This window comes from Vibrio sp. 10N.261.51.F11, assembly GCF_041471665.1.
In the GTDB taxonomy this organism is placed as follows: Bacteria; Pseudomonadota; Gammaproteobacteria; order Enterobacterales; family Vibrionaceae; genus Vibrio; species Vibrio crassostreae_C.
In genome coordinates this window covers 189,986-214,247 of the sequence record NZ_JBFROW010000003.1, presented here as the reverse complement: position 1 = coordinate 214,247, position 24,262 = coordinate 189,986, and the positions used below count along the sequence as shown (strand labels likewise).

At 44.2% G+C, this 24,262-nt stretch carries 28 protein-coding genes and 1 pseudogene; 4 read left to right on the top strand and 25 right to left on the bottom strand.

What is annotated here, in order from left to right; translation table 11 throughout:
* Positions 1-200: 200 nt before the first annotated feature.
* From AB4351_RS01445 to AB4351_RS01395, 11 genes and pseudogenes are all read right to left on the bottom strand, one after another.
* Positions 201-665 (bottom strand): DUF302 domain-containing protein, encoded by a 465-nt coding sequence (locus AB4351_RS01445; RefSeq protein WP_017066540.1) that lies wholly within the window; start codon positions 663-665, stop codon positions 201-203.
* Positions 666-865: 200 nt separating this feature from the next.
* Positions 866-1,387: a GNAT family N-acetyltransferase gene (locus tag AB4351_RS01440; RefSeq protein ID WP_065583645.1), complete on the bottom strand. Its 522-nt coding sequence runs from the start codon at positions 1,385-1,387 to the stop codon at positions 866-868.
* A 69-nt stretch (positions 1,388-1,456) separates the two neighbouring features.
* Positions 1,457-1,714, bottom strand: a complete 258-nt coding sequence (locus tag AB4351_RS01435; RefSeq protein ID WP_372124891.1) for a hypothetical protein — start codon at positions 1,712-1,714, stop codon at positions 1,457-1,459.
* A gap of 203 nt (positions 1,715-1,917) precedes the next feature.
* Complete coding sequence (locus tag AB4351_RS01430; protein WP_017070700.1) at positions 1,918-2,499, bottom strand: HD domain-containing protein; 582 nt, start codon at positions 2,497-2,499, stop codon at positions 1,918-1,920.
* 129 nt (positions 2,500-2,628) lie between these two features.
* Complete coding sequence (locus AB4351_RS01425) at positions 2,629-3,045, bottom strand: VOC family protein (RefSeq protein ID WP_017061801.1); 417 nt, start codon at positions 3,043-3,045, stop codon at positions 2,629-2,631.
* A 119-nt stretch (positions 3,046-3,164) separates the two neighbouring features.
* Positions 3,165-3,509 carry a VOC family protein gene (locus tag AB4351_RS01420; RefSeq protein ID WP_050649969.1) on the bottom strand — a complete coding sequence of 115 codons (345 nt, stop codon included), beginning with the start codon at positions 3,507-3,509 and terminating at the stop codon, positions 3,165-3,167.
* 77 nt (positions 3,510-3,586) lie between these two features.
* Positions 3,587-4,057, bottom strand: a complete 471-nt coding sequence (locus tag AB4351_RS01415; RefSeq protein ID WP_017070703.1) for a GNAT family N-acetyltransferase — start codon at positions 4,055-4,057, stop codon at positions 3,587-3,589.
* A 36-nt stretch (positions 4,058-4,093) separates the two neighbouring features.
* The gene (locus AB4351_RS01410) at positions 4,094-4,393 is read right to left on the bottom strand and encodes a hypothetical protein (protein ID WP_372124914.1); all 300 of its coding nucleotides are present in this window, start codon (positions 4,391-4,393) and stop codon (positions 4,094-4,096) included.
* 126 nt (positions 4,394-4,519) lie between these two features.
* Positions 4,520-4,801, bottom strand: a pseudogene (locus tag AB4351_RS01405) (glyoxalase); the annotation flags it as partial.
* Between the two features lie 78 nt (positions 4,802-4,879).
* Positions 4,880-5,605, bottom strand: a complete 726-nt coding sequence (locus tag AB4351_RS01400; RefSeq protein ID WP_372124889.1) for a pseudouridine synthase — start codon at positions 5,603-5,605, stop codon at positions 4,880-4,882.
* Positions 5,578-5,739: a hypothetical protein gene (locus AB4351_RS01395; protein ID WP_012604036.1), complete on the bottom strand. Its 162-nt coding sequence runs from the start codon at positions 5,737-5,739 to the stop codon at positions 5,578-5,580. Before AB4351_RS01395 ends, AB4351_RS01400 begins: the two co-directional genes overlap by 28 nt.
* Positions 5,740-5,947: 208 nt before the next feature.
* Here AB4351_RS01395 and AB4351_RS01390 point away from each other — a divergent pair, with 208 nt between their 5' ends.
* The gene (locus AB4351_RS01390) at positions 5,948-6,349 is read left to right on the top strand and encodes a YkgJ family cysteine cluster protein (RefSeq protein ID WP_004733901.1); all 402 of its coding nucleotides are present in this window, start codon (positions 5,948-5,950) and stop codon (positions 6,347-6,349) included.
* A 53-nt stretch (positions 6,350-6,402) separates the two neighbouring features.
* Here the strand turns inward: AB4351_RS01390 and AB4351_RS01385 are convergent, their stop codons facing one another.
* The 10 genes from AB4351_RS01385 to AB4351_RS01340 all read right to left on the bottom strand — a co-directional run bounded on the left by AB4351_RS01385 (position 6,403) and on the right by AB4351_RS01340 (position 14,185).
* Complete coding sequence (locus AB4351_RS01385) at positions 6,403-6,804, bottom strand: NUDIX domain-containing protein (protein ID WP_372124887.1); 402 nt, start codon at positions 6,802-6,804, stop codon at positions 6,403-6,405.
* A gap of 228 nt (positions 6,805-7,032) precedes the next feature.
* Complete coding sequence (locus AB4351_RS01380; protein ID WP_372124885.1) at positions 7,033-7,413, bottom strand: STAS/SEC14 domain-containing protein; 381 nt, start codon at positions 7,411-7,413, stop codon at positions 7,033-7,035.
* A 121-nt stretch (positions 7,414-7,534) separates the two neighbouring features.
* Entirely contained in the window at positions 7,535-8,029 is a 495-nt protein-coding gene (locus AB4351_RS01375) for an HAD family hydrolase (RefSeq protein ID WP_136982728.1), read from the bottom strand.
* Positions 8,030-8,159: 130 nt separating this feature from the next.
* Positions 8,160-8,624 (bottom strand): ASCH domain-containing protein, encoded by a 465-nt coding sequence (locus AB4351_RS01370; protein ID WP_017059207.1) that lies wholly within the window; start codon positions 8,622-8,624, stop codon positions 8,160-8,162.
* Positions 8,625-8,886: 262 nt separating this feature from the next.
* Positions 8,887-9,942, bottom strand: coding sequence for a glycerophosphodiester phosphodiesterase (gene glpQ, locus AB4351_RS01365; RefSeq protein ID WP_372124882.1), 1,056 nt, complete (start codon positions 9,940-9,942; stop codon positions 8,887-8,889).
* 77 nt (positions 9,943-10,019) lie between these two features.
* Positions 10,020-11,393: a glycerol-3-phosphate transporter gene (glpT, locus tag AB4351_RS01360; protein WP_029235174.1), complete on the bottom strand. Its 1,374-nt coding sequence runs from the start codon at positions 11,391-11,393 to the stop codon at positions 10,020-10,022.
* A gap of 505 nt (positions 11,394-11,898) precedes the next feature.
* Complete coding sequence (locus tag AB4351_RS01355; RefSeq protein WP_017059204.1) at positions 11,899-12,153, bottom strand: DUF3297 family protein; 255 nt, start codon at positions 12,151-12,153, stop codon at positions 11,899-11,901.
* A gap of 242 nt (positions 12,154-12,395) precedes the next feature.
* Positions 12,396-12,830 carry a GNAT family N-acetyltransferase gene (locus tag AB4351_RS01350; protein WP_017059203.1) on the bottom strand — a complete coding sequence of 145 codons (435 nt, stop codon included), beginning with the start codon at positions 12,828-12,830 and terminating at the stop codon, positions 12,396-12,398.
* A 66-nt stretch (positions 12,831-12,896) separates the two neighbouring features.
* Positions 12,897-13,031 carry a hypothetical protein gene (locus AB4351_RS01345; RefSeq protein WP_017059202.1) on the bottom strand — a complete coding sequence of 45 codons (135 nt, stop codon included), beginning with the start codon at positions 13,029-13,031 and terminating at the stop codon, positions 12,897-12,899.
* A 23-nt stretch (positions 13,032-13,054) separates the two neighbouring features.
* Positions 13,055-14,185 carry a PcfJ domain-containing protein gene (locus tag AB4351_RS01340; protein WP_372124880.1) on the bottom strand — a complete coding sequence of 377 codons (1,131 nt, stop codon included), beginning with the start codon at positions 14,183-14,185 and terminating at the stop codon, positions 13,055-13,057.
* A 235-nt stretch (positions 14,186-14,420) separates the two neighbouring features.
* On the opposite strand from AB4351_RS01340, the gene AB4351_RS01335 reads away from it, so the two are divergent.
* The 3 genes from AB4351_RS01335 (at position 14,421) to AB4351_RS01325 (ending at position 17,448) form a co-directional block, all read left to right on the top strand.
* On the top strand, positions 14,421-14,843 hold the full coding sequence (locus AB4351_RS01335) for a universal stress protein (protein ID WP_017063967.1): 423 nt from the start codon (positions 14,421-14,423) through the stop codon (positions 14,841-14,843).
* A 293-nt stretch (positions 14,844-15,136) separates the two neighbouring features.
* Positions 15,137-16,708, top strand: coding sequence for a cryptochrome/photolyase family protein (locus AB4351_RS01330; protein ID WP_017068315.1), 1,572 nt, complete (start codon positions 15,137-15,139; stop codon positions 16,706-16,708).
* Complete coding sequence (locus AB4351_RS01325; RefSeq protein WP_372124878.1) at positions 16,708-17,448, top strand: SDR family oxidoreductase; 741 nt, start codon at positions 16,708-16,710, stop codon at positions 17,446-17,448. Before AB4351_RS01330 ends, AB4351_RS01325 begins: the two co-directional genes overlap by 1 nt.
* Before the next feature lie 147 nt (positions 17,449-17,595).
* Here the strand turns inward: AB4351_RS01325 and AB4351_RS01320 are convergent, their stop codons facing one another.
* The 4 genes from AB4351_RS01320 to sbcD form a co-directional block, all read right to left on the bottom strand.
* Positions 17,596-18,480, bottom strand: coding sequence for a PA4780 family RIO1-like protein kinase (locus tag AB4351_RS01320; protein ID WP_372124876.1), 885 nt, complete (start codon positions 18,478-18,480; stop codon positions 17,596-17,598).
* Positions 18,481-18,627: 147 nt separating this feature from the next.
* Positions 18,628-18,777, bottom strand: coding sequence for a DUF2256 domain-containing protein (locus tag AB4351_RS01315; protein WP_086970005.1), 150 nt, complete (start codon positions 18,775-18,777; stop codon positions 18,628-18,630).
* Between the two features lie 330 nt (positions 18,778-19,107).
* The gene (locus AB4351_RS01310; RefSeq protein WP_372124874.1) at positions 19,108-22,824 is read right to left on the bottom strand and encodes an SbcC/MukB-like Walker B domain-containing protein; all 3,717 of its coding nucleotides are present in this window, start codon (positions 22,822-22,824) and stop codon (positions 19,108-19,110) included.
* Positions 22,825-22,828: 4 nt separating this feature from the next.
* Entirely contained in the window at positions 22,829-24,082 is a 1,254-nt protein-coding gene (gene sbcD, locus AB4351_RS01305; RefSeq protein ID WP_372055876.1) for an exonuclease subunit SbcD, read from the bottom strand.
* Positions 24,083-24,262: the final 180 nt, after the last annotated feature.

Here is a 24,262-nt window from a genome sequence, read left to right as displayed (position 1 = left end):
TGGGTTCGATAAACAAAGCGCATCAACAATCCCACCATTCCTATGGAATGATGATAATTCGTTGGTTAGATTGCGCTAAATTCAGTTTCATAAAACTACTTTTATATACTGTTGCTTAGTTGTCAACACAATGACTATTGGGCGATATCATCGTCATATCGCACCCATTAATAGTCTTAATGAGTGCTTATTGATCTTGGTTATTTTGCTTTCTTTTTCGCCACTGTCGCTTCTGATAGCTTGCTTAGTACACCCGATACTTTCTTAACGACCTCGTCACAGCCATTGATCGCGTGACGCTCTACCAAGTAATTAGGATCGTTGTAAGACAACCATACTTTCTTATTAGAATCCTCAGTGACTAACACCTTCTGCGGTAAATCTATCGCGACTTCTTGAGCACATTGCATTAATGGTGTCCCTACTTTCGGGTTACCAAAGATGATGACTTCCGTTGGTCTCAATTCAAGATCGACCTTACTCGCGTTTTTCTGATGGTCGATTCTCGCAAACAAGGTCAAACCTTTGCTCTTGGCGATTTCTTCAAAGCGGTCAGCGGTCTCTTTCACTGAATAATTACTTTGGTATTTAATCAAACCATCAGAAGCCGCAGCTGAAAATGATGCCGAGAGTAAAATGGCGCATAGTGGTAGTAATTTTTTCATCGTCACCTCTGAGATTTAACCTAATCAAACTTACATTCATAGCGCCACTTCCAAATTCAGCGACGTAACCCATGTCAGTATAGACGCGATTCCATTCTCAGTTTGCAGAGAGGATCACTTTTCTAATGCGTCTTATTATCATCAATTTACCTAGGGTTTATTCACATCGTTAACTCATGGAGTAACTTAAAACAAGAGAGCTAATACATATAGCCAAGCCAATCAATATCCCCTAAAGGCCATTGTTTTCCGTTCAATGGCTTTACATATAGGTCATCAATTTCTTCAACAGCGACGCCATAACTAAGGTGCTCATGAAGTCTTAACCAAGAGTTAGTACTAGTAATTTGGATATACCCTTGTGAGGAATAGAAATCATGAAGATCTGATATCAAAATAATGAAATCGACATCCCTATTCTTTGCATACTCATCCAATTCACACAGCATAGATTTACCAACACCTTGCCCTCGGACATTCTCAGCAACACAAAAATCAATAACACCTAATACTTTGTAAGCACTGTCACCAACACTGACCATACGGTAATCAAGACCAAGGTAGCCGACGAGTCGTTCTTCACGGTATTGCAGAGCTCGCATATGAGGGAGTTGTTTATAATAAGAACGCTCTACCGGATGATCGGGGAAAGAGCTATTTCTCAGAGCGGTAATGGCTTGATGTTGCTCTTTAGACACTTCAATTTCGGATATGATTTCCATACAGGCCCTTGTAATTTCTGACTCATATTTATTATTGTCATGAGATTTACATCAAATGTTCATACCCAATCAGTGCCACGACTTAGTCCCACATTTCTCACATTGGTATTCGTAATCACTGTCTACATAAAAACCGGGAACATAATGGTCACCTCTAAACAATAACGTCACCAGGTATTCCATCAACACGCCTAACTTCCATTGTTTCTTTTCAGATTCAGCGTCCGCTTTAGATTCAGCATCGGAAGCGTTAACAGCAAGGTGCGGGGTAAGTGCGTTACACTGTTCGCAGTGATAAGGATGTTTAATATACTTATTATCAAGCATTTATATAAGCCAACCAATATTTATAAAGTTGATGCATACTAACAACTTATCACTCGGTTCTCGAACTTATTGTTGTCCACTAGATCTTTATTTGAAAGAAATGAGACACAAGGTAAGTGCCATGCATCTTGAATCAGTTACCATCGAGATCTCCCTCATTGAGCCGCTAAAGCTATACTTACGCTAAGGTATGAAATTAGCTTTTACTTTAATAACCCTTTGTCTGCAGCGCCTTCAAGTTGTACTTCTAGTTCTTTCCATAGAGCACGACTGCCTTTAGAAATACGCTCGCCATTGAAGGTCAGTACTTTGTCTTTAGATACGTTGTGCTTCTTCCAGCTGTGACCACCACCATGGATGTTATGAAGCAAAGGCGGCACTCTATCGATCGCCTTACCAAATCTGGCTTCTGGTGACTCACCTGCTTCGAACTCAAGCCATAAATCCAAATACTCGCTTCTTGAATGGCTCGGTAATGATTTCAGCAAGCGCTCAACGCAGTTTCTCTCTTTGAGCTTGTTTTCTTCGGTTTCACTGGCATAAATGATGGTGTCTCCGGCATCGATTTCCCCAAGATCATGAATCAGCAGCATCTTCATTACTCGCGTAATATCGATTTCTTCATTGGCATAGTCTTTCAACATGAGTGCGCTCAAACAGACGTGCCAACTGTGCTCAGCGGAGTTTTCATATCGATCCAATCCAACCGGTTTTGTCTGTCGATGAACATCCTTTAATTGTTCAATTTCGACCATGAATTGCAGAATGCCTTTGATTTCTTCCACGATAAGCTTCCTTAACTTAAGTTGATGATTGAGCGGTGCGGAGGGTTAACCTAGCGACAAAGAAGCGTTACTCCCAATGAACCGACATTTTGTAATACGCAACACCCGATGGTTGTGGGCTAAGCTTATCTACCTGTTAGCCATAGGGTGTTCAGGATTTAACTGAAGCAGATCCCACAAGTTACCGTAAAGATCTTCAAACACAGCAACGGTGCCGTAGCCTTGCTCTTTAGGCTCTCGGACAAAGTTAATGCCCAAAGACGTCATACGTTCGTAATCACGCCAGAAGTCATCGGTGTTTAAGAATAGGAATACGCGTCCACCAGCTTGGTTGCCGATGAAATCGAGTTGCTCTGGCTTGGAAGCTCTAGCAAGTAACAGGCTCACACCGGTTGAATTTGGTGGAGCAACAACAACCCAGCGCTTATCTTCTTCTGGCAGATACGTGTCTTCGATGAGATCAAACTTAAGCTTGTTTACATAGAAATCAAGCGCTTCATCGTAGTCTTTTACCACGAGTGCAATGTGGACAATATTCTGTTTCATAACATACCTTGTTGGGGTTTTAGCTGCGTGGAATGATGCCATGAAGCAGGTAAAGACACTAGGTGTCGCATCATAAATCGTAGTATCTCGTCCGTCACAATCTAAAAGGTATACATCATTTATAACTGCCAGAATCCGAGCTCGACGCCACCTTGAATGACAATGGCACACATCCCGTGACGTGGTAACTCCATTGGCGGCACCGCAACTTCGGCGCCTAGTTTCTCGGCGGCATTTACTGCAGACTGAATATCCTCAACCAACGTGTAATGACGAACAGTTGGTTCTTCAGTTTCACGAAGCGGTGCTCGAATGCCAATTACCCCGCCATTAGATAGCTTTGCAGTGCGCGCCCCACCAAGGTTCACATCTGCACCACTGAATTTCACGTTGTAGAGCTGAGCGTATGTTGCACAAACGACATCGACCTCTGGGGTAACCACTTCAAGATATTGAACCTTCATCAAATTTCCTTCTCGTGTTCTTTAAGACTCTCAACCTGCATACAGCTGTGCAGGTGTTTCTCATCAATAATTTATTACTAAGCAATTCGACCGCGCATGATAAATTGCGGGCCTGCTGCGCCACCTAAATACTGTTGATTGATATCTTCGAAGCCGCCTTTCTTATAACAGTTGAATGCTGCCGGATTTTTGCAATTCACAGTTAAGTAAATCGACTCATACGCTGAGTAATTCGCTTTTAAATACGGAAACAAAGCCTTCACCGTGCCTGTTCCTAAACCTTTACCTTGCTGGTTTTTATCAAGCACAAAAGCTCTCAAGCCAATGCTTCCTTCAGGGCAGAATTCGTAGTGCTCTGCGTAAGCGATATCCAGCTTAAAGAAACCCACAACTTCGTTATCAGACTTAATCACGTGCAAGTGCGTCGTTTCACTGCCGTCTAATAAAAACTCTGCAGCTGTACCAGCGAACTTAACCTGTTCATCGGCGAGTTGGATGGCCTGAACTAACGCCACATGTGAATCTTCAAGCCTTTCGATAGTTATCATTGTTGTTCCTTCTGTATAACACGCACGAAAAACCGACTAGAGCTCATCGCTAGTGTCTCGAGAACCGTAGTTTGGGAAGTTGATATTAAGAACGTTATCGTCCTCAAGAGTGAATAGAACACTTCCATTCTCTACACCGGTTTCGTTTCTATCTGAACAGCCTAGAAACAGCTCCCAATCAAACGAATATTGAAGTCGGTATTGATTCGCATTGATGTGGAGAACGCCTTTGATTTTGATACCGTTCACCACATGTGCCATATCATCGATGTATGACAGATCAGGAATTAATTTTTCTTCGAATTCACGTTTATGCTCGGTTAAGAAATTGAGCAGTTCAGAACATAACTCGGAGCCATGAACCTATGGTTTAGACAGACTAGAAAACAACATTTCTAAATACTCCAAGGATTGTTTTGATATTGGGAAGATGCGCGCGAGTCTGTTACAAATTCAAGCTCAATCGGAAACGGTAACTTCAAAATCCGACACTACATTAGAGTTTTGGATGTGTTGATACCAACTTTTTACGTCTTCAACCAGCAAGTGCATCATGTAATTGTGACAGTGCGCAGGTTCATAAAAGTTTTGCAGAAGGAACGCACAACTGCCGTGTCGTAGATAGGCGATATCGTGAAATTCAGACTTCACTTCAAAGCCGATTGACTGGTAAAAACGCTTGGATAAATCGAAGTCTTTCGCGGGTACAAAAGACTTAGTTTCTGAGACTTTGAGGTTTTCCATCCTACATCCTTATAGTGTTGATATTCTGCTCCTGACCCGCTTAACGCTTTTAGTGGTTACAGCGTTTATTCAGAGCTCTTATTCAGAGTCTTGCTGAAATGAGTCGACTTCGGCTTTAGTTAGATAACGCCACTGGCCTGCTTCAACATCTAAACGAACATCACCAATCTGTTCACGGTGTAGGCCAACAACTCGATTCCCTACCGCAGCAAACATTCGTTTTACTTGATGAAACTTACCTTCTGTAATGGTCAACAGCACTTCTTTACTGTTAATCACTTCAAGCTCTGCCGGACGCGTCAGTTTTTGCTCGCCCTGCAATTGCATGCCCGCTTTGAACTTGTCAGCGACATCGTCTCTGATATCTCGTGACAATGTCACGCGATACACCTTCTTACACGACTTGGTTGGCAGCGTGATGTTGAATGACCAGCGCCCATCATCGGTAATCAAAACTAAGCCTGTGGTGTCGGCATCTAAGCGGCCTGCGATGTGCAGTTCTGAAGCTTTGTCTATCTCGATGTAGTTGAACAATGAAGGATAAACTTCATCGATATTGGAGCAGATAGTACCCGCAGGCTTGTGCATTAAAAGGTATCGAAATTCACGCAACTTAAGCGGCATGCCATTTAATAAGATGGTGTTGCTTTCATGAACCTGAGCTGATTCATCGGAGACTGTTTCACTGTTTACGTTCACCTCGCCATTATGGATGCGTTCAATCGCTTCAGGCTTGGTTAGGTCAGTGCTTTTACATAGATATTTATCAAGGCGCATTAATCGTCGGCACCACATTTTGCGCATGGCTTATAAGTACGTTCGCCTTGAGCAATCACCACATAGTCTCGAACGCAGTTATCACATAGCGCCAACTTTGGGTATGCGTCTTTCTGTTTCTTTGCGTTGATGTCGCCTTCGGTGGTGTATACGGTTCTCATTTTTATGCCTTGTTTTAATAACTTGCTAGGCGCAAATTGTATCATTGTTTACAGCCTTGTTTGGAGTGGTGTTAGGTAGTTAAAGTAATATTAAGTACTTCTATTTTAGGCTCCCTTCCCGAAACAGTTTAACCATGAACAACAAAGTCAACGTGCCACGCTTATCAGTGGTAAAATGATAAAAGCTCACCAACCAATGAAGTCACTAATGAAAAATTGTAATCAATGCGGGAAATGCTGTATCAAATACGGAGATGGTGACCTTGCCGCAACGCAAGAAGAGATTGATTTGTGGGAGCTGTTCAACCCAGACATCTTTGAATATGTTCGAGGAAGCGAGATTTGGTTTGACCCTGAATCAGGCGAACGTTTAACTCGCTGCCCTTTTCTAGAGCTAGTTCCGACGAAAGACACCAAGGCTCAAGCCAAGTACACATGCAGTATTTACTTAGACCGACCAGAAGATTGCAGACACTATCCAAGCTTGATTAATGAGATGGTACGAGATGAGTGTGAAATGATTGAGGTGGTGGATTTACAAGACACGAAGAAAGCTCAAAGGAAACTCGACCTGTTGATGAAAGACAGCCGCCCTTCAAGCTATTCGTAAGCGATGATCTTTTGAAGATCAATCTTCAGTATTAGCTAGTAGCCGCTAAAACCTTAAGACAAATACTGGTTCGCTTCTAACCAATCAAGCGCAACCAGTGCCGCCAATGAGCATACCGCTCTGTCGTTGCCATCAACAAACTTAAGCTCTTCGATTTCGGCATCTGGAGACAGTTCACCAGTATAATCAGCAAGGTAACAAGTCAATTGCACTGATACGCCTTCCGCTTTGCCATCAGCTTGGCCTGTAAACGTTTCAACGTATTTGATTGAATCAGGCACTAAATCTACTGAGATCTCTTCTTTGATTTCGCGAACCAGTGCTTGCTCGTCACTTTCGCCAGCTTCGCGCTTACCACCCGGTAGGTAGAACAGTTCTTTGCCTTTTGATCTCACCATCAACAACTTGCTGTCTTTGATGAATATCCAAGCCAGCTTATCAATTACCTTATGCATGTCGTTAGACCTTATTTCTGTTTTAGTTCTCGTTCTTACTGAATCAAGCCACACCATTAGTCGCGACCAAACAAAGCCTGGGTATGTTACACGCTGGAAGGAATATACTCTATTGAATCGAATAGGAAATATCATAACCAAAACGAAAAATGACAGCGTTCGAGACAATTCTCGTCAACTGTCATTGGCGATGTTTACGAACTGCTCTCTAGCTGCCCGCGAATAGTATCAATCGACTAGCCACTTAAGCGCAGAGTCATGGTCTTCGAATGACTTAATCTCACCGGACACAAACCAGCTCCCTACTTTTGAAGCGAATTCTTGCCAGCTTTTATCGCCGAAAATAGCAATCTTGTCTATCTTAGAATTGAGCTCTAATCCCAGTTTAAAATCATCCCAAGCTGCACGTAACTCCCATCCTGTTAAGGTTGAGATATCGACCAGCATCTTGAGTTTAGATGAATCGAGTTCTTCTAGCGTGGTATTTAGAATTGGCATCATTGCCTGATAGTCATCGTGTGTGAGTTTGCCTTTCGCTTTGAACACAACGATGGTTTCACCGCTAACACGTTCAATTCCAACCGATATTCCATGACGTTCGATACTCATAACCTAGCCCTCATAGTAGAAACTAGAGTTAGCTTAGAGGATTAAACAGCAAAGAGATGAGAGGTTTACGTCAAAACGGACAAGCGCTTTATCTGAACTTAATATCAGAGAGTTAATCGCGCTACTCCAACAGTTCGCTTAGGGATTGAACTTGTACGATACCTGGATGCTGTGACTTAAGCTCAGCACCTTCCGTGTTCAACCACACCGCTTGCAAACCCGCTTCAAGTGCTGGATAAATGTCTTTCTCTAGAGTGTCGCCTACCATGGTGATCTCTTGTGGTGAAACACCGAGCTTAGAAATAATGGCAGGATAGAACCCCGACTCGAACTTAGAAAAGCCAATGCTCGCCTTACAAAAGTAACCCAAGATATATTGAGACAGGCCAACACGCTCAAAGGCTCGAATGATGTCGTCTTTACTGGAATCACCAGCATTGGTAGCAACATAAACTAGATGAGTTTTCGACAACTCCCCCAGTAATGCACGAGCACCACTCACTTCTTGTACGGTTTCCCAGTCACACATCTTCCCTTGTGCGTCTGGGAAATCGACCATCAGCGTATTGCCCCAGTCGAATAAGACTATTTCTGTTAATTCGATTAGCTTTGTCATCTTGCCTCCTGCATACGATGAATTATCTAATGTTTAAGCGAGCCTATAAAAACTTCTCGGACGGTTAGGCTCATTATGGACAACCTTGTTACTGTTTATGGAGCACGATCTTCTAAACACAAAATACCCTTTATTGATAAACCACTTTGAAACGCTCCAACATAAGTAACATGTCTTCACTTGGTGAGATCTTGAGCTCTTCACATTCACGAGAGAAGAAGTTCCAGTGAGCTTCTTTCCACCATTCGAGTGTTTTGTCACCCTCGCCTTCGGCAGCAGCAAACTCCGCCGTCACTTCGTTATATTTGCACTGTGAGACTGAAGTGATCTCTACAATGCAAACTGGCTTGCCATCCCAGTCAGTGACGACTTGCAAGTGACCAACTACTGGTCTCGTCTCGCCTTCATGGCTGTACCAATATTCAAGGCTGCAAGACGCTTGTTTTTCACCCTTGAGAATTAACTGGGCGCAGAGGTTGGCGTTGTATTCATCAGCACAGTAATAGTCGGCACTAAAAGAGGTGTATTGCGAGGCAACGTCTGCTGGTAATGTGTTGAGGTAGCTATCAAGATAAGCTTTGCTTCTTTCTTCCATGATCTTTCCAAATTCAATATCAGGTTGAGCCGATAAACACTTATAGATTAAGCATCTGGCTGCATTGGGAGTAACCTATCAAGTCAGGTTATAGCTGTAAACCGAGTGAATATCAAAATGCGGGCTGAGAAAGAAGAATATAGGTAGGATTTCGAGGCCAGTACAAGGAGATCCAAAAAGTGAAAGAAGAGCCAAAAGCACCTTTAGTCGGTGCTTTTGGCTCTTAGTATCTCGTTACTAATAGCTCGTAACTGACGGGGTATTAACGGTTCAAGAAGTCGACCGCTTTGTCTGGGAAGTCGGTAAACACACCATCAACTTTGACTTGGTTGTAGAAGACATCCAACATGCCATCAAAGTTATCAGCATAAGCTGGGATTCTTCCTGGGTCAGCACGGAACGTGTACGGGTGAACATCTAAGCCCGCGTCTTTTGCTGACTTCATTAACGGTTTAATAATGATGTTATCTTTGGTCGATGCATCGTCCACCAACATTGGCTTCCAAGGACCAATTCCTTCAGCATAACTCGCCACTTTTTCCATGCCACCAGCTTCAAACATCCAGTCATAACTGTACGGCGTTGCTTTGTCACCTTGGTACGTCATGGTTTCATTCCAATCTGTATAAGCCATCAACTGAACGAGCTTAAGATCCATTTCCATCGCTGGCATGAGCTCATCGTTAATGCGTTGAAGTTCATTGGCGTCAAAACACTGCAAATACACTTTGTCGTCTTTTGATAGGTAACCATATTGATGCAAGGTTGCAAGCACAGCTTTTGAGATATCTTTGCCTTCGTGACGATGGAACCAAGGTGCTTTAATTTCAGGATAGATGCCCACGTCATAACCTAAGGTCTTATTTAGGCCTTGGATCAGCTCGATTTCTTCTGCAAAGGTAGCGACACGAAAATCAGACTGCCACATTGGGAAGCGCGTTGGGTACCCTGCCACTCTTTTACCTTGGTCATCGAGGTTAAAGCCTTCGGTCACTTTCAGGGATTTAATCTCAGCGAGCGTAAAATCAATCGCGTAGTAACGGCCATCTGAACGAGCACGTGTTGGAAAGCGATCCGCGACATCGGTGACTCGGTCTAGATAATGATCATGCAAAACCACCAATTGGTCGTCTTTGGTCATCACGACATCTTGTTCGATGTAGTCGGGTTTCATTGCATAAGCGAGCGCTTTAGCGGGTAATGTGTGTTCAGGTAAATAACCAGAAGCACCGCGATGCGCAATCACTAAAGGATCTGCTAATGCATTTGCAGATAAGCTTAGTGCTAATAAGGTCAGAGACAGTGACGTTGTTTTCATTATTGTTTCCCTTGATAAAACAGAAGCAGGATATACCTGCCTCTGTTGTTATTTATAGATGTGATTCAGTAAATACACTACTGAGCTAGCGCTTCTCTCTCTCGTTCGAGATCTTTTTGTTTATGGTGCGCACGCTCACCTAAGAAGGCGTAAAGCAGACAGATGATTGAAGCCACACAAGCGCCGACCAAAATAATGAAGCCGCCATCCCAGCCGTAATGGTCAACCATAAAGCCGAGTATTGCGTTCGCAGCAACCGCGCCACCTAAGTAACCAAACAAACCCGTTAGACCAGCCGCTGTACCCGCTGCTTTCTTAGGCGCAAGTTCCAGTGCATACAAACCGATCAGCATTACAGGACCATAGATAAGGAAACCAATCGCAACCAGTGCCAGCATATCAACCGTTGGGTTACCAGCTGGATTCAGCCAATATACCAACACAGCGACTGTCACTAGAACCATGAACAAGATACCTGCAGGTGCACGTCGGCCTTTGAATAACTTATCTGAAATCCAACCACACAATAAGGTGCCAGGGATACCTGCCCACTCATACAAGAAGTAAGCCCAAGATGATTTATCTACAGAGAAGTCTTTTGCTTCTTTTAAGTAAACTGGAGCCCAATCGAGTACGCCATAGCGGATAAGGTAAACAAACGCATTGGCAATAGCGATTGACCACAACAGCTTGTTAGAGAAAACGTACTTAAAGAAGATCTCTTTCGCCGTCATTTCTTTCTCATGAGACGTATCGTAGTCGTCTGGGTAATCGTCTTTGTGTTCTTCAATCGGTGGTAAGCCGCAAGATTGAGGTGTATCTCTTACAGTAAACCAAACAAAGACAGCAACGAGAGTGGCAAAAAATGCAGGAACATAAAAAGCGGTTCGCCAATCGTCGTTAAAAGCCCACAGCCCCAACAAGAACATTGGGCCAATCAAACCGCCACCCACGTTGTGAGCAACGTTCCATACTGACACTATCTCACCACGTTCTTTTCGTGACCACCAGTGAACCATGGTTCGTCCACAAGCTGGCCAACCCATACCTTGGAACCAACCATTCAAGAACAGCAGGATAAACATCGCAGTGATGCTGCCTGTTGCCCAAGGCATAAAGCCAAAGCAGAACATCACCAGTGCCGACATTAACAAGCCACCGCTGAGGAAGTATCGAGGATTAGAACGGTCAGAAACACTGCCCATTAAGAACTTAGATAAGCCGTAAGCGATAGATACCGCCGCTAATGCAACCCCTAGTTCTCCACGGCTAAAACCTTGTTCAATGAGATAAGGCATCGCCAAACTAAAGTTTTTACGGACTAAGTAGTACCCCGCATAGCCAACGAAGATGCCAAGAAACAGCTGCCATCGTAGTCGTGTGTAGGTGCTATCGATCTTATCTGATGACAAGCGATCGATATGCGCCATAGGTTTGAATATTCCAAACATAGGAACCTCATAATTATTGGGCGAAGGAAGAATTTAAATGCTCGAACGAAAAAATTTAGCGCTCATTCGAAATCAAGGGAATTGTATGTGCTTCAGGATTAATTTCTGTGATAGAGGTAGTTATTAACAAAAAATAACTTTAAATACAGCATATTAGTTTCATTTAATTAGACTGCGCTTCATATTTTTGTTTGTATCTGTTTAATTAAACATCAGAACTTTCGAGTACGAATAAATCCAAAAAGAGCGAGCGAACATAAATCAACCAACAACAACTTTGTTATTACTGCGAATGCATAGTGAATAACAACAATTTTGGTTGAATCTGTGGAGTTATGAAGGTGGTTTGGGCTATTGGTTAAAGAAGTTCGCTAAAATCAATGCAAACAAAAAGGGTCTAGATTTCTCTAGACCCTTTTAGGTAATAACGCTTGGTGGCTTGATGTTGGCTAATTAAGCAAACATTAGCTAATTACTCGAAGTATTAGCTAGCCACACGACGTGATTATGCGTCGATGTAAAAAGCTTCTACAGTGCCTTTTAGAGTAATAAGCATTGGCTGACCAAAACGATCTAGCGCTTTTGGAGAAGGGATCTTAACCCAACCTTCGCTGATGCAGTATTCTTCAACATCAGTACGCTCTTTACCATTTAGACGAATGCCGATTGGGTATTCGAAACACTCAGCAACGTGGTGTGGGCTGCGTGGGTTGCCTGCAAGATGATCTGGTAAAGCTGGTCTTGAATTAGTATCGCTCATGTTCATTACCTGTATGTACGTAAATAAAAAAAGTGCGTCATTCTAGTCAATATAGGCTTTGTGCTCAACAACTGCTGCAATAAATCGTCTTGATCGTTTTAATCAACAGCTAGTTGTTTGATTTAAAGGCGATATCGGCATGAGTTTCAACGAAAATTTAACAGGTTTATGCATTATGGATGAAAGGGAGAAATTCATTACTCGAACGGCAGATAAACTAATATCAGGCTTTTATTCCGAGCTTATCGATTAAGCTCAATACTCATCACTTTATGGTTCGGTTCTGATTCGATATTTACGATTGACCAACCTAGCCCTTGGTAGAGACCCATGATATTGGTGTACGCGTAGAGTTGAGTTTGCACTGCAGAAGAAACCTGTCTGACACCACGATTAATCAGTTCACTGGCAATGCCTTGACCGCGCCATTGAGGGTCGACAAACACAGCGTTGATCCACACTACATCACGAACTTGGTGAGGTTCTTGAAAATAGGAATACGCCAAGCCACCAATGACCACATTATCGCGAAGTACTGTTATTACTGGAGGGAGTTGTACGTTTTCTTTATATGTATCTTTAAACTTGAAATCAGACCATTCACTTTGAAATAAGCCCTCTAACTCATGCCAATAAGGTGAGTTTTCATCGCAATTTCTAAAGATTACTTTCTGCATTTTTCCGTCCTTTTAAAGAGAGTAATTCGGCTATCCTAGCCTTGTTTAATCTAAGTGTAGGTAAAGCTACTCTTCTTCGTCGTAATCGTCTGCTGGGTCTTGATTAATTTCTTCGCCGCATCCTAGGCATTCGCCTTGCAGATCCGTAGGCATCACAATAATCAAACCACAATGAGGGCAAAGATCGCCTTGTTGAAACATCCTGTATTCCTTCTACTTAATGGCTATTGCTTAGGATATTTTTGCTTACTCGCTTCTAGCCAGTCGTGAATCACTTGGCGAGCGGATTCCGACGGAGGTGCATTTCGTTTTCCGCAGATTTGGTCTATTTCAAAAGGAAATGCTTTGCTCGGGACGCGGCGTAAACCTATGGTTAAACGCTGAGGCTTGAGCATGCGGAACACCACATAACGATCGCTCATGATTCGGTTGTGATACACGCCAATACAGTGCTTCTGCTCGATGCCTTCGTGTTCAAGGTCGTAATAATCCGTGAGCGGATGAATGTTGTCATTGCCAAGTAAAGGAACGGGATAAGGGATGTCTTTATCCATTGGGCAGTTACCCTCCAAGCGTCGTAATTGGCGTTGCTCCGTCCAGCGGTCATGGAGTTGTTCAAACATCGCAAAAGAGTTCTGACTGGTAATCGCGCGCAGTGGATCATCCATCTCCAAATCTTGCCCTAGCAATATCGCATCTTGGAACATCGCCATCTTCGACGGTGCGTTAAGTCTGCCCTCTTCCACCATTGCAATCCCTAGCCTGCTACCAGTTAGAAATGGATGAACTTGGTCCAAACGCAGGGCTGTGTATCCAACTTTTGAGTAATGCTTAAACTTAAGGACTCGTCTTTGCAGCGGTTCGAGAATACGAACAATGTGGTCGAGTTCATCACCAACATTGTAATGAAGCTCTAGCTTGTCGATGAATTTGAGTGTCGCCTTGCTGCCGTCTAAGCCCAACTTGGTAAGGATCTTCTTCTGCCCTAAGCGACTTAGTACCAGTGCTTTCTTGTTGTCGACACTGTATTTCATGCAGATCAAAGCCAAAATAACAGGCCTTAATTCAAGCAATTGCGCGGCTTCATAAGTATTCGCAGCAAGCCACAACATCTGGTATTGGTATTCTGGAAAGTCGTCGGTGATTTCACGATAACGCGCAGGTAATGAATTTAGCCAACGACCATTCACGTCAAACTGTTCAACAAGGTTGAGGCTCAGCCCAATGCCTCCATCAAGCGGTCGTCTACCATCTTCAAACACATGAAAGCCGACGAGCTTTTGAGACCAGTCTCGGATCTCAATATCGTAGTCGAAACCTAATGTTCGAGTGGGAATGGTTAGTAGTGCTGTCATTGATGCCTCTTCGTTATTGGCGCATTGAACTATCAAGCCTATCTAACAGCATAAGCTAGCGCTTCAACCACTATATCAACCTTTTGTAAATTTCTTACCAATCAAAGCGATATAAATACGATAGTGCTTAGAAGAACATTGAATGATGATTTTACGGAATATGAGATCTCTTCGATATCATTTGCGTCAACAGAAACTATGCTTGTTACATAACTCACAACAAGAGGCTTTAATTATGGATTACCGACATATTCTGGTCGCACTTGAACTGTCTGACGACACCAAGATTCTCATTGATAGAGCGACCTTCTTCGCTGATAAACTGGAGGCTGGCATTTCATTTGTTTATATCGATGGTACGCATGGAGAAATTTATCCAGAGCTCGTTGATATTCAGGGAAATGACGGTGATTTACCCATCAATGAAGATGCCGTTAAGCATTTGAAAGAGTTTGAAGCCTACGCCAAACACCCAATCAAGCACATTTTCGTGGGAACGGGTGATTTGAACGATAAGCTCAAAAATGCCATCGAAGCAAACGGCGTTGACCTATTGCTGTGCGGCCATCACCATGATTTTTGGCATAAGCTCATCTCCCATTCTAAACAGATCATCGATACTTCCCCTATCGATATTCTCGTTGTTCCAATGGAATAGAAGCTCCAGTTCGACACTCAAAAATAACCGGCTTTGCCAACCTCTATCGGTATTATTGGTTGGCTTGATATCCTCTTCAACACACTCATCCTGACCGAAATCTCCTATTTCCCACTTAGAGTAATCATTTGTGATCTTGTCAGCCTATCAACTCGTAAGCGTCTAATAATTAACAAATCACGTCATTTCGATTTGAATCAACGTACTGAAATGTACGACCCAGACCATGCCTTCATCAATCAATGGACAGGCGGTAACGCAGTCACAACAAGCCTCACAAACCAGGACGCATTATGAAATTTAAAACGGTACGACTTGTATTAGGTGACCAACTCAACATTGAGCATTCATGGTTTAGACAGGTTAACGATGACGTTATTTACATCATTGCTGAGCTAAAACAAGAAACAGATTATGTTGCCTCTCACGTTCAAAAAGTGGCCGCGTTTTTCTGTGCGATGGGTTACTTCGCTAACGAACTCAAAGAACAAGGTAATCAAGTACTACACCTTACTCTTGACGACACAACGCAATTTGAAAACCTAGACACACTTCTAAAGCACTATGTACACGAATTCGGCGCAGAGAAATTCGAATATCAAAGGCCAGATGAATATCGCCTTTTAGAGCAGATGAACAAGCTCAAGCTCACCAATGCGACCAAAGGTTGTTGTGATACAGAACACTTCCTCTTTCCATTCGAAGAGATCGAACAACAGTTTCCGAAAGACAAACACATCATGATGGAGCACTTCTATCGCCGAATGAGAAAGCGTTTCGACATTTTGTTAGAAGACGGAAAGCCCGTTGGCGGCAAATGGAATTACGACGCGAACAATCGAAAGAAACTCAAGAAACAAGACATCGAAAACCTGCCTCAGCCGCTAATGTTTACCAATGACATAACCGACATTTTGCAGCGTATCGAGCACCACCAAGTGCAAACTATTGGTCAAGTCGGTAACCAGTTACTATGGCCGGTGAACCGCGCACAAAGCTTGTCTCTACTCGCTCATTTCTGCCAAGTCTGCTTGCCGTTATTTGGGCAGTTTCAAGATGCGATGACGACAGAGCACGACTCTAAATGGAGCTTGTATCATAGCCGTATATCGTTCTCGCTGAACAGTAAACTGCTGAGCCCTAAAGAAGTGATTGATGCAGCACTGTCGGCCTACCAAGCATCCTGTCTTCGAGACAGCTCACCAGATAAGCCAAGCATCGATATTGCACAGGTCGAAGGATTTGTACGCCAAATACTGGGGTGGCGAGAGTACATACGCGCCGTCTATTGGGCAAACATGCCTGCTTACGCCAACAAAAACCATTACTCAGCACATAATAACCTGCCCCATTACTTTTGGGACGGACAAACCAAGATGAACTGCATGAAGCATGCGATTGACCAGTCTCTTGAGTTTGCTTACGCGCACCACATCCAAAGGTTAATGATCACTGGCAACTTCTGTTTAATCACGGGTATAGACCCTGACCAAGTCGACAGTTGGTACCTCGGTATTTACGTCGACGCGATTGAGTGGGTTGAAATGCCAAATACGCGAGGTATGGCACTGTTTGCGGATGGCGGGATCGTAGGAACCAAACCATACTCTGCCAGCGGTTCCTATATCAACCGCATGAGTGACTACTGCAAAGGCTGTCACTACAAGATAAAAGAACGCAGCGGCGAGCAATCTTGCCCTTTCAATAGCTTGTATTGGCGCTTTATGGACCAGCACCGCGATGCGTTAAACCGCAACCCACGTATGGGCATGTTATATCGCTCTTGGGACAACATGGATGAGCAATCACAACAAGCGATTCTCGATACTGCTGAACAACGAATCACAAACTTGGAGAACTTATAATGGTGGAGCAACTCGGATTACACATATTGGTGGTCGGTGGGAGCGGCGGTATTGGTTTCGCTGTGGTTAAACACCTATTATCTGAGCTCTCTCGGTTTGATTTTCTTGATGTGCATGTAGACGCGACTTACCACTCTCAACAGCCGGAACTAGAAAACAATCGCTTGACCTGGCACAAAGTCGACGCCACCGACGAAGCTGATATTAAGCGCTTGAGTTCTGAGTTTGAACAACTTGATTGGCTGATCAACTGCGTGGGTATGCTCCACACTCCAGATCTTGGACCGGAAAAGAACTTGTCGTCCATCGACCCTGAGTTTTTCCTCAAAAACATCTCTGTGAATACCCTGCCCAGCTTGTTATTAGCAAAACACTTCACGCCGATACTTAAAGCGAGCGACAATCCAAAGTTTGCTGTGGTATCCGCAAAGGTTGGCAGTATTTCAGACAACAGATTAGGCGGTTGGTATAGCTACCGCTCATCGAAAGCAGCCCTAAATATGTTCATCAAAACCATGTCGATCGAATGGCAACGCACCATTAAGAAAGGCACCGTGTTGGCTCTGCACCCGGGCACGACAGACACAGCTCTGTCGAAGCCTTTTCAGACCAATGTCCCTGAAGGTAAGTTGTTTGAGTCAAGCTATGTCGCCCATCAGTTGGTCGATATTATTCGCACTGCCACACCGGATAACAGTGGGCACTTCTACGCTTACGATGGTGAACAGTTAAATTGGTAGTTGATACGAGTGTCCGTCTTTCATTAGTGCTAAAAAAGAAAACCCAACAGAGTTGAAGCTCCATTGGGTTTTTATTTAGAAAGAACGCCTCTGTTTTAAAAGGCGTTTGGTTGATATCTAGCTAAAGATCAAAACTGATCATCACGATTATTCAGCCCAATTGAACTTAGTATCGTCAACACCTTCTTTCTCTTCTTTAGCTCGCTCGCGTCGATGTTGTTCTTCAATTCGCGCAGCGTCTATCTCTTGCATGATGGCTTCGATATCAGCCAAGTCGTCGGTTTCCGTAAACTCACCCGTCAGTTTGCTGTCTGGCTTCAAGTCGCCTTTCTCGTACAGCGCCCACATTTCCTTGGCATACTCGGTTTTTGCCAGTTCAGGAGCAAACTGAGCGTAATAGTCACGGATGTTATTGATGTCACGAGCCAGTATCCACTCAGCGTTGTTGTTAGCCGAAGCGTCAACCGCTTGTGGTAGGTCGATAATTACTGGACCGTACTCATCCACCAATACGTTGAACTCAGACAAGTCACCATGGATCAAACCAACACACAGCATTTTAACTACGTAAGTCATCATCACGGCGTGGTCTTCGATCGCTTGCTCTGCTGACATCACCACATCGTTCAAACGTGGTGCAACGTAACCCTCATCGTCAGTGACCAGATCCATAAGCAGTACGCCATCAAAGCAACCATAAGGGACAGGCACACGAACACCCGCTTCTGCCAGTTTATATAAGGCATCCACTTCAGCACTTTGCCAAACCTTTTCTTGTTGTTCACGACCAAAGCCAGAGCCTTTTTCCATCGCTCGAGCGCGGCGGCTATTTCGGACTTTTCGGCCTTCACGATACGCGGTCGCTTTTTTGAAGCTGCGTTGGCTTATTTCCTTATATACCTTGGCACAACGGATCGTATCGCCGCAGCGCACAATGTACACCGATGCTTCTTTGCCACTCATGAGTTGGCTTGTCACCTCGTCGACTAAACCGTCGTCAACTAAAGGCTGTATTCTTTTAGGTATCTTCATGCCGCCTTTATACATCACTTATCTTACAGATAGAAATATTAACTTGAGAAATGAATGACGAAACGATTAAAGGATCATCAAAATGATGTCAAAGGAAGGAAATATAGGAGTTAGTGGGTTTAGATCGTGAGGATTGAGCTGATCTATTCAAGAGTATGGAGATTCAGATTTATTACGACGACAACGTTCAGAACAGTAGATCACGTCATCCCAACAGCGCTGCCACTTTTTACGCCATGCGAAAGGCTTTTGGCAAACAGGACATGTCTTAGTCGGTAAATGGGGCTTCTTGTGCATGGCCGTTTCCTTCTTGATGAGTCCACTTCCTTCGTTTACTAGAGATTCCCTATTACGCTCGTACCTCGCTTTAGGGAATGACGAAGGTAATGCGAACAAATCTAGATTCCCTATTACGTTCGTACCTCGCTTTAGAGAATGACGAAGGCAATACGAACAAAGCCTAGTTCTCTATGACGTTCGTTCCTGACTTTAAGGAGTGACTGCGTAGTGATTTGCGACTACTCCCGACTCCGTCATCCTCGAGAAGGAGGAACGACTGAGTCGGGGATCTGCTTCATCTAGCTCTATTTCTGCGCAGATAAATTTAGCAAGAACCAAAGTAACAACCTAAGCAACAACCTTGTACTGTTTATCCATCTCACTCACACCTAAGCCTGAGTGTTTTGTCACTTTAAGCTGAACGGGCACTCGCTCTTTCAGTGCTTCAACGTGGCTAATGACACCGATCATCTTGCCTGATGCATTCAAGTTATCTAACGCGTTAAGGGCAATGTCCAATGTGTCACTATCCAACGTGCCGAAACCTTCATCTAAGAACAGAGAATCAATACTGGTTTTGTAGCTCACAAGATCAGAAAGCGCTAATGCCAACGCCAAGCTCACCAAGAAGCTTTCGCCACCTGATAACGTCTTGGTATCACGCATCACATCGCCCTGCCATGTGTCGAGCACTTGCAGTTCTAAACCATCGTCGGCTTTGCGTTTAAGCTCGTAACGACCATGCAAACGCTGTAGCTGCTTGTTCGCAAGGTACACCAAGTTTTCCAACGTTAAACCTTGGGCAAACTTACGGAATTTATCGCCGTTCTTAGAGCCGATAAGTGAGTTCAGACGTGAAATATCATCAAACTCGACTTGTTGCTCGTCGATCTGCTTAAACAGATCTTGCTGATTGCTGCGGTTCTGGCTATCCGTTTCAAGATTGGCAGAAATTGCGCCGATCTTGGTTGCATGGCTTTGTTGTGCGTTTTGACACTCAGTCGTCGCTTCTTCAACTTGCTGTTGGTTTTGCTCTTGCCATGCTTTCGCATTTTCGTGATTTAGTAGATCCACTTGTGTCGCTTTGGCGGCGTTCAACCTAGCTTGCGCACTGACAATCGCTTCGTCTAAAGACTTCTTCAGGCTTTGAAGTTGAGTTCTAACCTCTTCATCTAACAACGCTGCTTCAAAATTAGCCTCATCTTCGAACGGGCTAGTTTTCAGCGCTTCTAACCAAGCATTCGACGCTTGTATGTAGCTCGATTGCTTACTGACTAACTCGTCCGAGAAACCAGTGTGTTTGGTTTGCTCGGTTCGATGTTCAAGTTCGCTGCGGTTAAGCACTAACTGCGCGGCATCAAATGCATTTACTGCTTCAGTGACTCTTTGCTTCATCGCATTGCTGGTGGCTTGAATGTCTTTGTCACCAAACAACTCTGTTCTTTCAGCCGTTACACGAGTGAGTTCTGACACTAAAGACTCACTCTGTTGCGTCAGTGTCGCGAGCTCTTTCTCAACACTGCTTAGCTTGTCGTCTAACGTTTTCAATTCGGCATTTTGAGTAATCAGTTGCTTCTCAATATCGGCCTGTTGCTGTTTGGTTTTCTGCCATGTGCTTGATGCTTGCGATTTCGCAGTAAACCAATCATCGATATGTTCAAGTTCAGGCGCTTCTATAGAAGTTTGAACAATGCTCTCTTTCAAAGCGTTCCATTGCTGCTCTTTCGCTTGAGTTATCTGAGTCACTTGTTCGTTTGCGACTTGGTTTTGCTTATTCAGATCCGCTAAGCGTTGCTCGGCCAACTCGAGATTCGATTGTGCCTTGTCAGCCATAACACTTACAGACAGGCGTTGTTTCTCAGCTTCGGCATAATGCGCTTTAGCATCACTCAACGCTTTGAGTTGCTGTGAGATCTGACTTAGTTGAAGTTCACACTGCTGAGCAAAGGTCGTAACCGTAGCTTCATTTCCTAAATCGTTAATCGCTAGCAGCGCCAGTTCAGGAGCCGTGCCAACAAAATCCGATAAATTCTGTTGAAGCTTGCCGACAACGCCTTGCCAATTCAATTGAGCCTGCTGAATATCCGCTTGCGCACGTTGAATATCATCGTTCAACGCTGCAATCATAGGGGCAAGAGAATCTAACTGCTGACGATGCTCTTGGCCTTCTTTTTTGATAGCCGTTAGCTCTAGGTTTTCTCTATCTTTTTGAGCAACCAAATTTGCAATATCTTGAGACTGTTCAATCGCATGGTCTGTTGAACCACACAGTGGGCATTCAGACCCAGATTCTAGAGCTGCACGATATTTTGCTAATTCACCTTCTTGATCAATCAATCGCGTTAATCGCTCAAGCGAAGTCTCTTTCTCTTTATATCGCTCCACCAACACTTCACGCTCTTTCGAAAGCTTGTCGACCAACTGGGTGTTGGTTTGATGTGCCTGTGTTTTCACGTGCAGCTGTTGTTGGGCATTTAGAAAACCACGGTTGATCTCAAGTAATGAGTGCGTATTGCGGTTCCAAAACTCCAACAGATCTTTTTGCGAATTCAACACTTGCTCGCTAGTGTTGCCTTGCAAGGCTTCCCACTGTTGCTTTGCACTACTCTCGAGAACAACCAATTCAGCTAAAGTTTTATCTTGCGTTGCTTTAGCATCTTGCGCGGATTTGATGATCGTTTGCTGTGCATCAACTGCAGACAAAGCTTGCTTCGCTGAATTCAACTGCTCTGAATGCTGGCGCTCTAGAGTACGAACTTGCTCGACCTTTGCTTGCCACTGACCTAGGTATTTTTCCAGATGTTGGTCAGCTTGATGCATATTTAGGTACTCAGTGCTGAGTTTATCTTGTTGCTTCAGTGCATCTGTTTTTTGGACTAAAACAATCCGTTGATTACGCTGCTGCGTATGTTGCTCGTTAAGCGTATTCGCTGCACTAACGGCCGCAGTTTGCTTATCTTTGAGTACGGCAATTTGGTTATCTAACGGGCGAACCTGCTCGATGATCTTCTCTTGATCCTGCTGTTCGGCTTTTACCTGTTCGACAATCGCACTGCTTTGAGTCAGTTTAGTTTGCGCGTCTTGCATTTCTGCATCACGAACGGCAAGTAACTTGGTGCTGTTATCTAGGTGAGCTTGAGTAGTGTTCACCTCTTGTTCGCAACGCTTTAAATCTTTGTGTACTGGACGCAGCTTTTCAGCCGGCTCACTGTTTGCCAAGCGCTCTAGTGACGGTTGGTTACGGTCTAGTTCATCTTGAGCGGTTTTCAGATCGAGCTCACTGGCCGCAATAGTTTGCTCAGCTTTGGTCACGTCTTTCCACCAGCTAAGATGCACTTGCCACTCTTTTAATTGCTCGGCTAAACGCTTCTGCTCTACTTCTAGCGTTTCACGCTCTGCGGTCAGCTCTTTGATTTGCTCTTCAGACAGTAAGCTCACACCTTCAGCTTTCGCTTTAAGTTGATTAAGCGACTCTTCACTCGACTTAAAATGATCGTAGATACGCTCTGAAATCAGGCTATAAACTTCGGTTCCCGTCAGCTCTTCAAGTAGCTCTGCACGGTCGTTAGCATTGGCATTTAAGAACGCCGCAAACTCACCCTGAGACAACATGATCGATTTAGTGAAGCGTGAGAAATCGAGCCCTGTAACCTGCTCCACCAGCTTGGTCTTCTTGGTCAACATGGTCTCTAAGACTTTGTCGGTGTCCGCATCGGCAAACTCGCACGTTGGCGTTTGCAATGCGCCATCGTGTTTTCCACGCGCTCGCTTTTGGTGGAAATTAGATCGGTACGTTTTACCTTGAACTTCAAATTCCAGTTCAGCAAAACACTCGCCCGTACCACGAGTCATTAATTCATTATTACCTTTAGCAATGCTTTTCAAACGCGGTGTGCGATGGAAAAGTGCCAAGCAAATCGCATCAAGAATGGTGGTTTTACCCGCCCCAGTTGGACCAGTAATTGCGAACAGACCGTTTTCTGCAAACGGCGATTGGGTAAAATCGAGCTTCCAGCGCCCTTTCAAAGAGTTCAGGTTTTCAAATTCTAGGCTTAAAATCTTCATACGATTACTCTTCTACTTTATTGGGCGCTTGAGCGCTTTCAGACACTTCGACCATCACTTGTTTGAACTTCACCGTCATGCGCTCTAAACGCGCTTTTTCAGAATCGGTTTCAAACTCTTCTAAGGCAATACGCTTCGTAAACACGTCCATCGGGCTCAGTTCAGATAAGGTCTCTGCCGACTCTTGCTCTAATGCTTGATTACGACGCTCTCTTGCTCGGCGCAGTTGAAGTACTTCCACATTCAATCCTTCGGTCAGTGCGCGCATACGTTCTTGTAGATCCGACAAGTAATCTTGCGCTTGCACTTCGATCGATAACCACACGCTTTGTTCGCTATCTAAACCTATGTATTGGTTCAGCTGAGATTCGATCTCGCTCAAGTCGCCTTTGATTTCAGCTAGAGGTTGGAATGTGGGAACAGGCAATTGAGAAATGGTGCGCTCACCTTCAACAAACTCAACAACACACACTTGTTTCTGAGACTTAAGTTCATCAAAACTTAGTGGGATTGGAGAGCCTGAATAACGAATGTATTCACGCTTTGCCACCACTTGTGGGCGATGGATATGACCAAGTGCGATATAGTCTGCGTCTGGGAAGCCATCAGCGGCGAAACCATCAAGGTTGCCGACATAGATATCACGCACAGAATCCGATTGTTGGACACCCATCGCCGTTAAATGACCGGTAGCGATAATCGGCATGTGCTCGCTGTTTACAAACGTCGCGCGCTTAGCAACCGCCGCATCATAAACACTTTGATAATGCTGTTTGATTGCATCGCCGAGTTGCTTCTGACGCTCAACGCCAGTGACACCCGCCTGGCTCATCAACACATCGCGAGGGCGAATAAAAGGAATGGCACAAACCAGCGCTTCTACATCGCCGTTCTTGCCTTTTAGTTCGACAACCTGAGTCGCATGATCTTCATTGGTATTAGGAATCACGTCTGCGCCCATGTATTTGAGCAGCTGTTGTGTCTCTTTAAGCACAGAGACTGAATCGTGATTTCCACCTAATAACACCAATTGGCAACCGATCTTGTTCGAATCGACCACAAACTTGTTATACATCTCACGAGCGTAACTCGGCGGTGTACTGGTATCGAAAATGTCGCCAGCAACAATGATCGCGTCGATGTCGTGCTCTGTAACTTGCTCAAGTAACCATTGTAAAAACCGTTCATGTTCATTCTTGCGGCTTTTATTGTAGAAGTTTTGGCCAAGGTGCCAATCAGACGTGTGAAGAATCTTCATTGCTGCTCACTGGAAGTCGGTAATACCTTTAATCTACCAAAATAGTCGAGATAATTCCCTTTTATAAGCTTGTGAAAACCAACTAATTTCAGGCTTTGGACCAACTCCGCCCATAGCGTGACCAATCGTTATTTTTGACATAAAAAAACCGCTCAACGTTAGAGCGGTTTTAGGTGTCCA

Excerpts from the sequence above, each read along its gene's own strand:
- AB4351_RS01395 (WP_012604036.1), bottom strand. The coding sequence starts at position 5,739 with ATGAGAACCGTATACACCACCGAAGGCGACATCAACGCAAAGAAACAG.
- AB4351_RS01390 (WP_004733901.1), top strand. The coding sequence starts at position 5,948 with ATGAAAAATTGTAATCAATGCGGGAAATGCTGTATCAAATACGGAGAT.
- AB4351_RS01335 (WP_017063967.1), top strand. The coding sequence starts at position 14,421 with ATGGATTACCGACATATTCTGGTCGCACTTGAACTGTCTGACGACACC.
- sbcD (WP_372055876.1), bottom strand. The coding sequence starts at position 24,082 with ATGAAGATTCTTCACACGTCTGATTGGCACCTTGGCCAAAACTTCTAC.
- AB4351_RS01385 (WP_372124887.1), bottom strand. The coding sequence starts at position 6,804 with ATGCATAAGGTAATTGATAAGCTGGCTTGGATATTCATCAAAGACAGC.
- AB4351_RS01375 (WP_136982728.1), bottom strand. The coding sequence starts at position 8,029 with ATGACAAAGCTAATCGAATTAACAGAAATAGTCTTATTCGACTGGGGC.
- AB4351_RS01380 (WP_372124885.1), bottom strand. The coding sequence starts at position 7,413 with ATGAGTATCGAACGTCATGGAATATCGGTTGGAATTGAACGTGTTAGC.
- AB4351_RS01445 (WP_017066540.1), bottom strand. The coding sequence starts at position 665 with ATGAAAAAATTACTACCACTATGCGCCATTTTACTCTCGGCATCATTT.
- AB4351_RS01415 (WP_017070703.1), bottom strand. The coding sequence starts at position 4,057 with ATGATAACTATCGAAAGGCTTGAAGATTCACATGTGGCGTTAGTTCAG.
- AB4351_RS01420 (WP_050649969.1), bottom strand. The coding sequence starts at position 3,509 with ATGAAGGTTCAATATCTTGAAGTGGTTACCCCAGAGGTCGATGTCGTT.
- AB4351_RS01370 (WP_017059207.1), bottom strand. The coding sequence starts at position 8,624 with ATGGAAGAAAGAAGCAAAGCTTATCTTGATAGCTACCTCAACACATTA.
- glpQ (WP_372124882.1), bottom strand. The coding sequence starts at position 9,942 with ATGAAAACAACGTCACTGTCTCTGACCTTATTAGCACTAAGCTTATCT.
- AB4351_RS01425 (WP_017061801.1), bottom strand. The coding sequence starts at position 3,045 with ATGAAACAGAATATTGTCCACATTGCACTCGTGGTAAAAGACTACGAT.
- AB4351_RS01355 (WP_017059204.1), bottom strand. The coding sequence starts at position 12,153 with ATGAGCGATACTAATTCAAGACCAGCTTTACCAGATCATCTTGCAGGC.
- AB4351_RS01325 (WP_372124878.1), top strand. The coding sequence starts at position 16,708 with ATGGTGGAGCAACTCGGATTACACATATTGGTGGTCGGTGGGAGCGGC.
- AB4351_RS01330 (WP_017068315.1), top strand. The coding sequence starts at position 15,137 with ATGAAATTTAAAACGGTACGACTTGTATTAGGTGACCAACTCAACATT.
- AB4351_RS01340 (WP_372124880.1), bottom strand. The coding sequence starts at position 14,185 with ATGACAGCACTACTAACCATTCCCACTCGAACATTAGGTTTCGACTAC.
- AB4351_RS01350 (WP_017059203.1), bottom strand. The coding sequence starts at position 12,830 with ATGCAGAAAGTAATCTTTAGAAATTGCGATGAAAACTCACCTTATTGG.
- AB4351_RS01435 (WP_372124891.1), bottom strand. The coding sequence starts at position 1,714 with ATGCTTGATAATAAGTATATTAAACATCCTTATCACTGCGAACAGTGT.
- AB4351_RS01400 (WP_372124889.1), bottom strand. The coding sequence starts at position 5,605 with ATGCGCAAAATGTGGTGCCGACGATTAATGCGCCTTGATAAATATCTA.
- glpT (WP_029235174.1), bottom strand. The coding sequence starts at position 11,393 with ATGTTTGGAATATTCAAACCTATGGCGCATATCGATCGCTTGTCATCA.
- AB4351_RS01320 (WP_372124876.1), bottom strand. The coding sequence starts at position 18,480 with ATGAAGATACCTAAAAGAATACAGCCTTTAGTTGACGACGGTTTAGTC.
- AB4351_RS01310 (WP_372124874.1), bottom strand. The coding sequence starts at position 22,824 with ATGAAGATTTTAAGCCTAGAATTTGAAAACCTGAACTCTTTGAAAGGG.
- AB4351_RS01345 (WP_017059202.1), bottom strand. The coding sequence starts at position 13,031 with ATGTTTCAACAAGGCGATCTTTGCCCTCATTGTGGTTTGATTATTGTG.
- AB4351_RS01440 (WP_065583645.1), bottom strand. The coding sequence starts at position 1,387 with ATGGAAATCATATCCGAAATTGAAGTGTCTAAAGAGCAACATCAAGCC.
- AB4351_RS01315 (WP_086970005.1), bottom strand. The coding sequence starts at position 18,777 with ATGCACAAGAAGCCCCATTTACCGACTAAGACATGTCCTGTTTGCCAA.